The organism is Spirosoma fluminis, from assembly GCF_054778895.1.
This window is the reverse complement of record NZ_BAAGZD010000002.1, coordinates 187,927-202,729: the sequence shown is the minus strand read 5'-3', so window position 1 is coordinate 202,729 and position 14,803 is coordinate 187,927. Positions and strand designations below refer to the sequence as shown.

Genomic DNA, 14,803 nt, shown 5'->3' with positions numbered 1-14,803 from the left:
GCTGTTTTAGAATTAAATAACTCTCAGTATAACAAGCTAATGGCTCGCGATTTAAATTTCACGAGAAACATCGGTATCGCTGCCCACATTGATGCGGGTAAGACAACTACTACCGAACGTATTCTCTATTACGCCGGGGTAAGCCACAAGATCGGTGAGGTTCACGACGGTGCCGCCACAATGGACTGGATGGAGCAGGAGCAGGAACGGGGTATTACCATTACCTCAGCTGCTACAACTGTCGACTGGACCTACCGGGACAAAAAGTACCACATCAACATCATCGACACACCGGGCCACGTTGACTTCACCGTTGAAGTAAACCGCTCGCTGCGCGTTCTTGATGGGCTGGTGTTCCTCTTCAGCGCCGTTGATGGCGTCGAACCTCAGTCAGAAACCAACTGGCGTCTGGCTAACAATTACAACGTAGCTCGTCTGGGCTTCGTGAATAAAATGGACCGCTCGGGGGCTGACTTCCTGAATGTGTGCAAGCAGGTGAAAGAAATGCTGGGCAGCTACGCTGTTCCACTTCAATTGCCGATTGGTGAAGAAGATAACTTTAAAGGCGTCGTTGACCTGGTTAACTTCCGGGGTATCGTTTGGAACGAGTCTGATAAAGGCATGACCTTCGAGGTTGTTCCTATTCCGGATGATATGCTCGAGGAAGCTACCGAATGGCGTGAGAAACTGCTCGAAGCCGTTGCTGAGTTCGATGATTCGTTGATGGAGAAATACTTCGAAGATCCTGAGTCGATCTCGGAAGATGAAATCCTGGCGGCTCTTCGTAAAGCGACCATCAGCATGAAAATCGTGCCAATGCTTTGCGGTTCGTCGTTCAAGAACAAGGGCGTGCAAACCATGCTCGACTACGTGATGGCTCTGTTGCCATCGCCGTTGGACAAAGAAAGCATCAAAGGCACGAACCCAAATACGGGTGAAGAGATCTCGCGGAAGCCTTCGTCGGCTGAGCCGTTCTCGGCCCTGGCGTTCAAAATCGCGACTGACCCTTACGTAGGTCGTCTTTGCTTCGTGCGTTCGTACTCGGGTGTGCTGGAGTCTGGCTCATATATCCTGAACAATCGTTCGGGTAACAAAGAGCGTATCTCTCGTATTTTCCAGATGCACGCTAACAAGCAAAATCAAATCGAACGCCTGGAAGCAGGTGATATCGGTGCGGTAGTTGGCTTTAAAGACATCAAAACGGGTGATACGTTGTCGGACGAGAAGAACCCGATTGTTCTCGAATCGATGGTGTTCCCCGACCCCGTTATCGGTTACGCGATTGAGCCGAAGAAAACGGCCGATCAGGATAACTTCTCGAAAGCAATTGGTAAACTGATCGAAGAAGATCCAACCCTGAAGGTTGAGTCGAACGAAGAAACCGGCCAGACCATCATTCGTGGTATGGGTGAGCTTCACCTTGAGATCATCATCGACCGGATGCGTCGTGAGTTCAAGGTAGAAGTAAACCAGGGTGCACCTCAGGTTGCTTACAAAGAGAAGCTGACCAAGAACGTTGAACACCGTGAAGTATACAAGAAACAAACGGGCGGTCGCGGTAAGTTTGCCGACATCGTGTTTGAACTTGGACCACGTGGTGAAGACGAAACGGGTGTTGTTCAGCCTGGCCTTGAGTTCGTAAACGGTATTGTTGGTGGTGTAATTCCTCGCGAATTTATTCCTGCTGTACAGAAAGGTTTTGACGAGTCGCTGAAAAACGGTCCGTTGGCTGGCTTCCCGCTCGAAAGCATGAAAGTTCGGTTGTTCCACGGTTCGTACCACGACGTTGACTCCGATTCGCTATCGTTCGAAATGGCAGCTCGTCTGGGCTTCCGTGAGGCTGCCCGCCAGGCTGGTCCGAAACTGCTCGAACCAATCATGGCTGTTGAAGTATTGACGCCAGAAGAATATACCGGTCCGATCACAGGTGACCTGAACCGTCGCCGGGGTGTGATGAAAGGAATGGATTCTAAAGCAGGTTCGCAGGTTATCAAAGCTGACGTACCTCTGTCTGAACTGTTCGGTTACGTAACAGACCTTCGGACGATGTCGTCGGGTCGTGCTACGGCTAACCTGACCTTCTCGCATTACGAAGTTGTACCACAGAACATTTCGGAAGCAGTAGTTGCTAAAGAAAAAGGTACGGTGAAAGCGTAATTGTAACGCATATTATAGATCAAAAAGGGCACCTAACGTTAGGTGCCCTTTTTGATCTATAACGCCTGACGTAATGTTACTACGTACCAGAAACGTTACGTCGGCGCGCATTGTTCGTCGTTATCAGGCTGAACGTTTTCTCGAAAAAACGAGATCAGTAAGCTTTTGCGTTTAGCTCACTTGTAGAGAAAAAAACAAAAGTAAAGGCTTAAAAGCCAGCACTATTTCGTACCTTTGCAGGCCAATTCAAGGGCGGTCGGAGTAAATGGTTCTTTCGACGGTCCTGTTTCCAAATAACGAACCAAAACACAATGAGCCAAAAAATTCGCATTAAGCTGAAGTCGTTTGACCACATGCTGGTTGACAAGTCGGCAGAAAAGATCGTAAAAGCGGTCAAATCAACGGGTGCGGTTGTAAGCGGTCCTATCCCGCTGCCAACTGACAAAGAAATTTACACCGTACTGCGGTCACCCCACGTCAACAAGAAAGCGCGGGAGCAGTTTCAACTTTGCACCTACAAGCGTCTGGTTGATATTTACAGCAGCAGTGCCAAAACGGTTGACGCGTTGATGAAGCTGGAATTGCCAAGCGGTGTTGACGTAGAGATTAAAGTCTAATGACTCCTGGCTAATGGCTATCAATGCCGCAAGTATGAAACTGACCTGTTTTGTGCTTGCGGCATTTTCAGTTTTCGCCTGGTTCATAGCGCATCGTCTGGTTTTGTATTTTATCTGAATTATAGGCACTAGCCACCTATTTTCTTTGTATATTGTAGAGTACGACAAAACGCCACGTAAGGCTGCTATAATTCGTTATGTTAAATGTAATACAGCTCTTACCGGACTCGATAGCCAACCAGATTGCCGCTGGTGAGGTGGTTCAGCGGCCGGCATCGGTCGTGAAAGAACTGCTCGAAAATTCAGTAGACGCAAAAGCTAAATCGATACAGGTAATCATTCGGGAAGCCGGCCGGAACTTGATCCAGATCGTGGACGATGGGGCCGGTATGACTGAAACCGACGCCCGGATGAGTTTTGAACGGCACGCTACGTCTAAAATCCGATCGTCAGATGACTTGTTCCGGATTCGTACTATGGGATTCCGGGGTGAGGCCCTGGCTTCTATTGCGGCCGTAGCGCAGGTTGAAATGCGAACCCGGCGAGCCGAAGACGAATTAGGGACACTTATACGAATTGAGGGGTCGGACGTAAAAACGCAGGAGGCTATTTCCTGCCTCCCAGGGACCAATCTTCTCATAAAAAACCTGTTTTTTAACGTACCGGCCCGCCGTAATTTCTTAAAGTCGAACTCGGTTGAGATGCGGCACATCCTCGATGAGTTTCAACGCGTGGCCCTGGCCAACCCCGAAGTGGGCTTCTCGCTGTTCCATAACGATCAGGAGATTTACAACCTGCCCGCCGGTAAACTGAGTCGCCGGATCATTGATATGTTCGGCAAGAGCTACCGCGAGCAGTTAAACTTCTGTGAAGAGCAAACGCCTTACGTTACCGTGCGCGGTTACATTGGTAAACCCGAGTCGGCCAAAAAAGCACGTAACGAGCAGTTCTTCTTCGTAAACAACCGGTACATAAAGCATAATTACCTGCATCATGCGGTAATCGGGGCCTACGAAGGAACATTGCCCGAAGGAAGTCATCCGTTCTACGTCCTATTTATTGACATCGATCCGTCGCACATTGACATCAATATTCACCCAACAAAAACAGAAATAAAGTTCGACGACGAACGCTCCGTGTACGCAATTATGATGGCGGCCGTTCGGAAAGCCGTTGGGGTTTATAACCTGGCTCCGTCACTCGATTTTGATTCGGATGTTAATTTCTTGTCGGGTGGCCGGGGAGCGGGCGTTGCCAAGCCAGCAGGTACCGATAAGCCGGATGCAGTCCGGCCCATTACTGCTTCGTGGGCTACTGGCAGTCAGGTCGAACGTAGCCCCGATCCTATAACAAAACCCATAAGTGAGCGGAGTTCGTCGCGAACAAGTTCACTGGACAAAGCCGCTGGAGGAAGTTTTGATATCCCCAAAAAGCCGTCGGTGAATAACTGGCAGGCTTTGTTCGAGGGCGTAAGTCCGAGTAGCGACCCGGCACAAGTGGATAAGTCCGCAGAAGACGACTGGCTGGGCACCGCTAAACCCGCATCGGCTCCGACTGAAGATCAACCTGTTCCTGAAGTAGGGCCTGTTACGTTGGGGAGCCGCGCCAATCAGTTGCAGGTTGTTGAAACCCAGGAGCACGAAACCCCGCAAATTGGCGAAGAAACAATCGTTCAGATACAGAATCGGTATTTGCTGGCTCCCGTTAAATCGGGCATGATGCTGATCGATCAGCGACGGGCCTACGAGCGAATATTGTATGATCAGTTCCATTCAGCCCTGACTAAACGCAGCGGTTCGTCGCAGCAGCTTCTGTTTCCGAAAACGGTTGTCTTGACGCCGGTTGATTTTCAACTCGCTCTGGAGCTGCGGGATGACTTGGCTAGCCTGGGGTTCGAATTCGACGAGTTGGGGCAAAATACCTTTGTGATCCGGGGCGTTCCGGCTTTAACAACGGGCGAAAACGAAGAAGAACTTTTCGCTAATTTGCTGGCGCAGCTTCGGGCCGATACCGGGCGGCTAAAATTAGATCGGATTGAGTTGCTGGCTCGCTCATTATCCCGTCGTTCGGCTGGTCGCCATGCCGTGCGTTTGAGTTCAACGGAGTGCAAAGCGCTGGTGGATCAGTTGTTTGCGTCCGACAATCCCAGCTATACGCCAACCGGTGAACCCATAACGGTTGTATTGACGTTGGATAAGATTGCGGGACTTTTTCGCTAAAAATTGAGTTATTCGGGGTAAATTGTCCTCTACGAATGTTTGATCTTACTCCGGTTGTTCGCACGTTACTATTATTAAACGTACTGGTATTTTTTTTTACGAATGAGACTGTTATTCAACAATTTGGGCTGCACTCATTTTTGTCAGAACGATTTAACCCGATTCAATTACTGACACACATGTTTCTGCACGGTGGTTTCGGTCACATTTTCAGTAACATGATCGGTTTGCTTGTATTTGGGCCAATGCTGGAGCGGTTTTGGGGGCCGCGTCGGTTCACATTCTTTTATTTCTTTACGGGACTGGGAGCTGCCCTGTTGTTTTCGGGTATAAATTATTTTGAGGTTAGCGACGTATACGCAGCTGTTCGTGAGTACCGGATGAACCCGACGCCCGACGGTTTTTTGAATTTTGTGGATACGCACGCATCGTCTTTATACGACAAGCTGACTACCGTGATCGAGCAGTATCAGCAGTTTCCGGGAGATGCCAAGATTCAGGAGTACACAGTCCGTATCGTAAACGGGATCTATACCGAACAGGTGAACCAACCGATGGTTGGGGCATCTGGTGCTATATTTGGGGTTATAATGGGGTTCGGACTATTGTTTCCAAACACTCAGTTATTTTTATTGTTTCCACCTATACCGGTTAAGGCAAAATACCTCGTTATCTTTTACGGGGCCATGGAAGTTTATTCAGGTATCTATCAGTCGCAGGCTGACAACGTAGCTCACTTTGCTCATATAGGCGGCATGCTGTTTGCATACATACTGGTTAAATACTGGGGTTCACAACGAAAAACGTTTTATTAGTGATGAGCGGGTTGTTAGATGATTTTCGAAGCGAATTCAATAAGCCCAACAATACGTTGGTTCAGCTTATATTGATCAATACCGTTGTATTTTTAGTGCTGTTGTTAGCTAAAGTAAGTCTAACAATGGCCGAGAAGAAGATTGTATACGATTTGATTTTAGAACAGTTGACGATTCCCGGATCGATCACTACTTTTTTGCATCGGCCCTGGACGCTCATTACCTATTTTTTCTCGCACGAAGAGATATTCCACATTCTGTACAATATGCTCTTTCTGTACTGGTTTGGTCGGTTAATCGATGAATATCTGGGGAGTCGTCGGTTGATCGGGTTATACATTATGGGAGGATTAGCCGGTGGCCTGCTGTTTCTGGCTATGTACAATCTGGTGCCTTACTTTGAAAGTCGCGTTCAATTAGCACACATGCTCGGTGCTTCAGCCGCTGCGTTCTCAGTAGCTGTGGGTGCCGCTACGCTGCTGCCCAACTATACGTTCCACCTGTTGTTCTTTGGGCCCGTACGAATCAAATACATCGTCTTCTTTTTTGTCATTCTGTCTATTGCTCAATCAGCGGGCGCAAATGCCGGTGGTAATCTGGCTCACTTAGGTGGTGCAATCATGGGCTTCTGCTACGTTAAGCTTCTGCAAAGTGGTACCGATCTGGGACGACCCATTTACTGGATAGTCGATGGATGGAGCAACCTGCTCAAGCCCAAGCCAGCCGTGAAAGTATCGTATCGGCAACGGAGCAGTGCCAGTACGCAGGCCAGTACGTATGCTACAGCAGGAAGTACTGCGTCGGCAATCTCGACGCCCGACCAGGACGAAGTTGATACAATTTTGGATAAAATATCCCGCTCTGGCTACGAAAGCCTGACCCGCGAAGAAAAGCAAAAACTATTTCGGGCCAGCCAACGTAATTAGGCTTGTCTAACAGTGCTATTATTTCAAGTACCTAACAAGTTAAGCCCTGACTGTCCGAAGTGATTTTCAAGACAGTCAGGGCTTAACTTTTTAATAATATACAAAAAATCAAGTACATTCGCTGTATAAAGCAACGGGAAAAATACCGAAGGAAACATTGTACTTTATACGTCTGTTGTAATACAGACGCTTTTCTGCTACGAACATGCTGATTACTCCCGGCAGTCTTTTGGCTACCATCAACACTCCCGACGATCTTCGTAAACTCGACAAATCTCGATTGCCTCAGGTTGCCGATGAACTTCGTCAGTTCATTATTGACGATGTATCGGTGTATGGCGGTCACTTTGGGGCCAGCCTCGGCGTAGTTGAGCTAACAGTGGCTTTACACTACGTATTCAATACGCCCGACGACCAGCTTGTATGGGATGTTGGTCACCAAGCCTATGGGCACAAAATTTTAACCGGCAGAAGAGACCAGTTTCATACCCAACGCTTCTACAAAGGGCTGTCAGGGTTCCCAAAACGTAAAGAAAGTGAGTACGACGCATTTGGCGTTGGGCACTCCTCTACGTCTATCTCAGCTGCCTTAGGTATGGCTGTGGCCTCGCAGCTGCAGGGCAATACCGAACGGCACCATATCGCGGTGATTGGCGACGGTGCGATGACGGCTGGTGAGGCCTTTGAAGGTATGAACCATGCCGGGGCTACCGATTCTAATCTGTTGATCGTTCTGAACGACAACTGCATGAGCATCGATCCGAACGTCGGTGCGCTCCGGGAATACCTGACCGACATTACCACCTCACAGACGTATAATAAAGTAAAAGATGAGGTCTGGAATCTGCTGGGCAAGATGGATAAGCTCGGCAAAACCGCCCAGGAGTTAGTCTCGCAGGTGCAGTCGGGCATCAAATCGTCGTTGCTGGAACAAAGTAACCTGTTTGAATCGCTGCATCTTCGCTACTTCGGTCCCATTGATGGCCACGATATCGACCATCTGGTAAGCGTTCTGGATGATCTCAAGCATATACCAGGTCCTAAGCTGCTGCACATTCTGACCGTTAAGGGAAAGGGGTATGGACCAGCCGAAAAAGACCAGACCAAGTGGCACGCCCCCGGTCTGTTCGACAAGGTAACCGGAGTTATTAAAAAGAAGGTATACGATACGCCCCAGCCGCCGAAATATCAGGATGTATTCGGGCATACGTTGGTGGAGCTGGCTGAGCAAAACCCACGTGTTGTAGGCGTTACGCCCGCTATGCCCTCCGGCTCTTCCATGAATCTCCTGATGAAAGCCATGCCAACGCGGGCTTTTGACGTTGGTATTGCCGAACAACACGCGGTTACGTTCTCAGCCGGTATGGCTACGCAGGGTGAAGTCGTGTTCTGCAATATTTATTCAACTTTCATGCAGCGTGCCTACGACCAGGTGATCCATGACGTTTGCATTCAGGAGCTGCCCGTAGTCTTCTGTCTGGATCGGGCGGGTTTCGCCGGTGCCGATGGACCTACGCACCACGGGGCGTATGATCTGGCTTACATGCGCTGCATCCCCAATATGATCGTCGCTGCTCCCATGGATGAGCAGGAGCTTCGGAATATGATGTTCACGGCTCAGTCAGACGAGGTGCAACAGGGCAAACAGGCGTTCACCATCCGCTATCCGCGCGGAGAAGGTGTAATGCCGAATTGGCGCACTCCGCTCGAAAAGCAGGTAATCGGCAAAGGACGGATGATCGCCGATGGTGAAGACGTAGCCATTCTGACCATTGGGCACATTGGCAACTACGCGGTCGAAGCGGCTCAGTTGTTAGCTAAAGAGGGTATTCGCCCGGCTCACTTCGATATGCGCTACGTGAAGCCGCTCGACGAAGAAATGCTGCATCAGATTTTTAGCCGCTTTGATCGGGTGCTGACCGTTGAGGATGGTTGCATCATGGGCGGCTTTGGGAGCGCTGTCCTCGAATTTATGGCGAACCACGGCTACATGGCCCGTGTGAAGCGATTGGGTATTCCGGATGCCGTTATTGAGCACGGCGAACAGATTGAACTGCACCACGAGTGCGGTTTTGATCCGCAGGGCATAGCCGATGCCGTTCGGGAGCTTCTCTTTACCCGAAGCGCAGTTACTGTTTAATCGATTCGTTTTTTCTTGTCATTCTGATCAGAAAAGTGCGTTCACCCCAGCTAGTCAGCGGTGAAGGTCTTCTCTGGTCAGAATGACAATTTTTTGAGTACCCAATGAAAGTTTACAAGTTTGGAGGAGCATCGGTTAAAGATGTGGCTGGGGTGCGTAACCTGGCGAAAATTGTTCAGCAGCAGGGGCAGCAGGTGATCGTGGTTATATCGGCCATGGGAAAGACAACCAATGCGCTGGAAGTCTTAGCCAGAGCTTACGCTGACCAGCAAACGGACCTTCTGGAAAGCCAGTTGCAAACCATACGGGCTTACCATGAACAGATGCTCACTGAGCTATCGGGCGATTTTTCGGCCGTCTACCAAACATTCGCCCAATTGGCCGATTTCCTGCGTCAACCATCGGCGGGTGCTTACGATGAATCGTACGACCAGATCGTTTCCGTAGGCGAACTCCTTTCTACCCAAATTGTAGCGGCTTACTTACAGCACCTTGGCTTATCTGTTCAATGGGTTGATGCGCGGCAGGTTATTCAAACGGATGCAACATTTCGTGAAGGACGTGTTGACTGGACGGTAACCGAACAACGTAGCCGGGATAAAATCGACCCCGATCGGATCACAATAACGCAGGGCTTCATCGGGCAGACTATTGACGGCCGTACCACAACGCTTGGGCGCGAAGGCTCTGACTACACGGCCGCTATTTTCGCGTACTGCCTAGACGCGAAAAGCGTCACGATCTGGAAAGATGTGCCGGGCGTACTGAACGCTGATCCAAAGTGGTTTGACGAAACGGTACTGCTGGATCGGATTACGTATCAGGACGCGATCGAACTGGCGTATTACGGAGCAACGGTGATTCACCCGAAAACAATCAAGCCGCTACAGAACAAAGGGATACCGCTTTACGTCCGATCGTTCATCGACCCGGAGAAGCCCGGCACTGTGATCGGTGATTTTCAGCAGCACCTGTCTATACCGTCGTTCATTTTCAAGATCAACCAGGTCTTAATTTCGCTGCACCCGAATGATTTTTCGTTTATAGCGGAAGATAACCTAAGTCGGATCTTTGGCCGGTTTGCTCAACTGGGCGTAAAAATTAACCTGATGCAGAACACGGCCATCAGCTTTTCGGTGGTAGTCGACGACAACCCGGACCGCATTCCAGCTTTGCTGGAGGAGTTAAAACAAGACTTTCGGGTTACTTACAACGATGGCCTGGAGCTGATCACCATTCGCTATTACGACCAGGGGACAATCGACCGGGTACTGGTGAAAAAGAAATTATTGCTGGAACAAAAAAGTCGGTATACGGTTCAGCTGGTAGTGCGAGACTTGGGCGCTGTTTAGTGGTTAACTTTAACTAAATCAGTCGACTAAACGCAATTAGAACTTAGGGCAAGGCAACTTCTTATCTCGTCTGCGCACTCCGGGCCGACGACCTTCTGGTTTTTCGAAGACATAGGATAATGATAACTCGTGCGAACCTCCACTGTTGCCGAGTGTCGACACGGTGAAATCGTAGCTATAGCCAATCGAGAACTTGTCCACACGATAACCGGCCAACAAGGCGACAGCATCGTGGTTATTAATCGTCTGGTCGTACTTCTTAAACGGAATCCCCCGGTAATAAGCACCAACGGTCAACGGGGAGTACGTCAGATAAGCGCCTAGATCCAGTTGGTCGTATTTTCCCTGAAACTTGTAAAGAACCACCGGCGAGAAACTGATTTCCCGATCCATTTCATCGGCTAACCCCGTAAAGCCCATCAGCGGAATCCGTAAACCGGCCTGAATACTGCCTTTAATCGGTAATCGTTCGTTGTTGCCAACGAAAAAACCCTGATTGGGCCGGTTGATGTGGTGCGCCGACGCGCCAATCCAGAACCAGTCGGAGTAGAACAGACCGCCAGTCGAGAAATCCAGGTATTTGTTTTTGGGTGAACCGGCCAGTAACGTCGGGTCAGACGTAACGCTGCCGGTGATGAAACCCCGGTCGGTAAATTGATCACCCGTGGTCAGGCCGAAGTAGTTAACATTTCGGTTTACGTAGGAGCCCTGCAAACCTAGCCGCACGAACGATTCTTCACCGACCTGAAATTGATAAGAGTATTGCAACCCTATCTCCGTCGACTGAATCCTACCCTGACCCTGGTTGTCATTCTGAATCAAAAGGCCAACGCCACTATTGATCCGGTCGAAGTAATGATCGAGACCGATCATGGTCGTTACGTAGTTCGTAATGGCTGGCCACTGGTTCCGATAGTTCGCCGTGATGCGCGGGGCCAGCGCCGACCCGGCAAACGCGGGGTTCAGGTACAACGGAGCTGCGTAAAATTGAGTAAACTGAGGGTCTTGTGCGAAGGCCGCCCGGCTAATGGCTAGCGTCAAAATCGTCAGTATATATTTCTTAATCATAATGACTTAATCGTGGCAAAGACTGGGCCAAATTCATTGTTGCAACGTTGCGAAGTGAAACGAAGTATATACAACGTAATACTCTCTAAATTTAGACGGAATGGGAGTGCTTTAGAGACTGTCGGGCAATAAAATTTTAGCAGAACAGCTTCGTTTATACTAACGTAATGCCCCCGTTGTTGTTATGCCGAGGGACGAATTTGAGTGGAGGGCTTATTCAGCGTTTATACATGCTAACTTTTATTAATTATACACGTTTACTTGCGCTCTGGACCGTGCTGATTGCCTTGATCGGGCTTTCTTCCACCGCTCAGGCGCAGGTATCATCGCAGGGAATAAGGATTCGGGGTAAGGCTTGCGTACCTGATCAGGAGTGTAAAGCCGATTCACTTGTCCTTACGGACAGTATACAGGCGGGCGTGACGACGCGGGTCTGGGATTTTGGCGATAACAGCACAGTTACCAAACAAAACGATTCTATAGCTCGCCACGTCTATCAGCAACCGGGTACGTATACGATTCGATTAACTCGTACGGTTAGTGGAACGTCTCTCGTTTCGGAACGTAAAATTACGATTGGTACGCCACCGTCGCCATTTGCTAACTGGCGGACTGATACGACCATTTGTAAAGGAGAAAAGATTACTCTTGATCCTTATCAGGGCGGTTCTGCTCCTCCGGGAGTAACTTTTTTGTGGTATCCTAAAGGGCAGACTACGCAAAGTATTGAGGTCGATAGTTCGGGCTGTTACTTTGTGGAGGCTATCGGGCCGAATGGTTGCTCCTATCAGGACCGCATCAACGTCGATGTGTGTGGCGAAAAGAAAGAATCGCAGGGCGTGAAATGGTATTTCGGAGCTAATGCGGGTCTGGATTTTAGCGGAGGTGGTACACCTAAGCCCATTGACGACGCCAAGCTCAACACCATTGAAGGATCATCATCCATTGCCAACAGTAAAGGTATTCTGCTGTTCTATACCGACGGGATTACCATCTACGATAAAGACGGAAAACCGTTGAAATCGCTTGATCCGCGCGACTCAGCAGCAACGGCTACTCCGATTTCGTTGGGAGGAAGTAAAAATTCAACCCAATCCGCGCTCATTGTGCCTAAACCGACCTGCCGGGGATGTGAGTACTTGTATTACGTATACACAACGACGGAAATTAATGGTGCGAAGCAATTGACGTACAGTATTGTCGACATGCGTCAGAACGCGGGCAAAGGCGCTATAACAGAAAAAAATATTCCTGTAAGCCAGCCTGGGCAAGGCACTGAACAGTCTGCATCCGTACGTAACGACCGTGACTCAACGTACTGGGTGATCTCCCGCGTGTTAGGCACAAACCGTTTTGAAATACGGCATCTGACTCGTGCGGAAACCCCTACGATTACAACCTACGAAGGTGGACAAACTATAAATGCAGACACGTTATCGAAGGCTGAGGGGTATATCAAAATTGGCCCGGCCGATACAACAGGGGGCAATAAAGGAAATCGGCCGATGGCAGTTGTGATTCCGGGGCCACCGAAGAACTCAGTAGACCTGTACACCTTCAATGACTCTACGGGTATAATGACCTTTAATCGAACGCTTGACTTAGGTCCCGCGCCCCCCAAAGCGTACGGTGTTGAGTTTTCGCCTGATGGTGAAAAACTTTACGTAACGATGCTGGCCGATACCAACGCGGATGGTAGTCTAAAGGGCTCATCATACATACTTCAGTATAATTTAACGCAACGAGATTCCTTACTCACAGCCTCCCGAACGGTGGTTGACAGCAGTACAACCCGACAATACGGGTCTGTCCAGATCGGCCCCGATGGGCGTATTTATGTGGCCATCAAGGGTAGTAACTCGTTAGCTACGATTGAAAATCCGAATTCGGGGGGTATACTGGACAGCTTGCAGTTTAATCCGAACGGGCAGTCGCTTGGGGGGAAAACCAGCCAGTTGGGTTTGCCGAACCTGGTTGCGAACTTTAACGATAACTCCAGTGGACCGGGCTTTACCTACGCCGATACGTGTGCCAATCAGCCCACTACGTTTCAGGCTAGTCCAAACTGTCCGAAGCTAAAAGAAACCTATACCTGGGATTTTGGTGATGGTAGTCAGCCTACGTCAACAACCGCACTGAATCCGATACAGCACACTTATAAGCAGCCCAGAGACTATGCTGTCAGCCTGCGCATTGTAACCCGAACCAGCAATGGGGGAATCTGCAAAGACACCATTATTAAGGACACAATCACCATTGTTGAAACACCACCGGACATAAAACTCGGGGCTGATACGTCGATATGTAACAAAAAGGGCATCACGCTTGACTTGAAGGTTGACGCCAAACTCTATGCGTGGATTGTCAATGGGAGGGTAGTCAGCAGGCAAAAGACCGTCACCATTACCCGGATCGGCTACTACCAGGTTATTGGTCTGGCCGCCAATGGTGGATGTTTTAAGAGCGATACCATTCAGGTGCTTATAAAGCCGGTACCGTCGCTCGATCTTGGCCCGGATACGGTTGTGTGTTACCGGGCGTCGGTGAAGCTGACCGTTCCGCAACGCACCTGGACCCAGTTTCAGTGGAGCAATGGCGAAACCACGCGCGACATCTCGGTGTCGAAGGGCGGATCGTACAGCGTTACCGCCCGGTTTAATGAGCCCGACGGGGGCGTTTGCGAAAACGCCGATACCATCCAGGTAAATGAGCTGCCAAAACTGAATCTGCGTGCTACGCTGACCGATCCTAAATCGTGCACATCAGCGGATGGGGCAATCGAAGTAACGCCCAGCGCTGCTGGTCGGTACGCGTACGTCTGGGCGGATGCCTCAGGACCGCTTTCGGGTACAGCTAACAGACAATTGGCAATTCCGCCGGGCTCATACTCGGTAACTGTTACCGATTCTGCGTACTTCTGCGAGACCGATACGGCGTTTACACTGAAACAGCCAGGCGCTCCTACGTTCAATCTTACGAAAGACGCGTACTTGTGCGTAGGCGATGCAGGTAAGGCGCAACTGGTGGCAAGTGGAGGCAATAACCTAAGTTTCTTCTGGCCTTCGCTGAATGAAACTAACGCTATTGTTACGGTAAGCCAGACTGGGGACTTTGTGGTTCAGGCTACTGACCCGCAGGGATGTACAGCCACGGCCACAGCACGAGTCATTAATCTGTGTGAGCCACGCGTCAACATACCCGATGCCTTTACGCCAAATAACGACGGCCAGAATGATCTGCTCCAGGTGTTTACCGCCTACATTACGGATTACGAGTTCAGGATTTACAACCGGTGGGGCGAAGTGATATTTGTGAGCACAAATCCCGAGCAGAAATGGGACGGAACCTACAAAGGAACAACGTACCCAGCCATGACGTATCCGTACGTTGTAACCTACAAAAGTGAGTCGTTTCCGGAGCGTGGCCAGGTCACAAAACGAGGTACGGTAATGCTGATTAGGTAGCGGTTTTCTCCTGTTTTTTTTGTAAATTTGATGGAAACGACTTGT

Annotated in this window: 9 protein-coding genes; 8 read left to right on the top strand and 1 reads right to left on the bottom strand. The window is 49.7% G+C overall.

Going from position 1 to position 14,803, the window contains the following annotated elements; genetic code table 11:
- The first annotated feature begins 39 nt into the window (after window positions 1–39).
- From fusA to ACYVBJ_RS01265, 7 genes are all read left to right on the top strand, one after another.
- A complete protein-coding gene (gene fusA / locus ACYVBJ_RS01295) occupies window positions 40–2,157 on the top strand; it encodes an elongation factor G (protein ID WP_460980494.1) in 2,118 nt (705 codons plus the stop codon).
- Between the two features lie 311 nt (window positions 2,158–2,468).
- Window positions 2,469–2,774, top strand: a complete 306-nt coding sequence (gene rpsJ / locus ACYVBJ_RS01290; RefSeq protein WP_077134125.1) for a 30S ribosomal protein S10 — start codon at window positions 2,469–2,471, stop codon at window positions 2,772–2,774.
- Window positions 2,775–2,971: 197 nt separating this feature from the next.
- Window positions 2,972–4,993 carry a DNA mismatch repair endonuclease MutL gene (gene mutL / locus ACYVBJ_RS01285; RefSeq protein ID WP_460980493.1) on the top strand — a complete coding sequence of 674 codons (2,022 nt, stop codon included), beginning with the start codon at window positions 2,972–2,974 and terminating at the stop codon, window positions 4,991–4,993.
- 35 nt (window positions 4,994–5,028) lie between these two features.
- Window positions 5,029–5,808 carry a rhomboid family intramembrane serine protease gene (locus ACYVBJ_RS01280; protein WP_460980492.1) on the top strand — a complete coding sequence of 260 codons (780 nt, stop codon included), beginning with the start codon at window positions 5,029–5,031 and terminating at the stop codon, window positions 5,806–5,808.
- Window positions 5,809–5,810: 2 nt separating this feature from the next.
- On the top strand, window positions 5,811–6,734 hold the full coding sequence (locus ACYVBJ_RS01275; RefSeq protein WP_460980491.1) for a rhomboid family intramembrane serine protease: 924 nt from the start codon (window positions 5,811–5,813) through the stop codon (window positions 6,732–6,734).
- A 205-nt stretch (window positions 6,735–6,939) separates the two neighbouring features.
- On the top strand, window positions 6,940–8,874 hold the full coding sequence (gene dxs / locus ACYVBJ_RS01270) for a 1-deoxy-D-xylulose-5-phosphate synthase (RefSeq protein ID WP_460980490.1): 1,935 nt from the start codon (window positions 6,940–6,942) through the stop codon (window positions 8,872–8,874).
- A gap of 104 nt (window positions 8,875–8,978) precedes the next feature.
- A complete protein-coding gene (locus ACYVBJ_RS01265; RefSeq protein ID WP_460980489.1) occupies window positions 8,979–10,226 on the top strand; it encodes an aspartate kinase in 1,248 nt (415 codons plus the stop codon).
- Window positions 10,227–10,262: 36 nt separating this feature from the next.
- On the opposite strand, the gene ACYVBJ_RS01260 is transcribed toward ACYVBJ_RS01265, so the two are convergent.
- Window positions 10,263–11,294, bottom strand: coding sequence for a PorP/SprF family type IX secretion system membrane protein (locus ACYVBJ_RS01260; protein ID WP_460980488.1), 1,032 nt, complete (start codon window positions 11,292–11,294; stop codon window positions 10,263–10,265).
- A 230-nt stretch (window positions 11,295–11,524) separates the two neighbouring features.
- Between ACYVBJ_RS01260 and ACYVBJ_RS01255 the strand changes: the two genes are divergently transcribed.
- Complete coding sequence (locus ACYVBJ_RS01255; protein ID WP_460980487.1) at window positions 11,525–14,758, top strand: PKD domain-containing protein; 3,234 nt, start codon at window positions 11,525–11,527, stop codon at window positions 14,756–14,758.
- The last annotated feature ends 45 nt before the right edge of the window (window positions 14,759–14,803 follow it).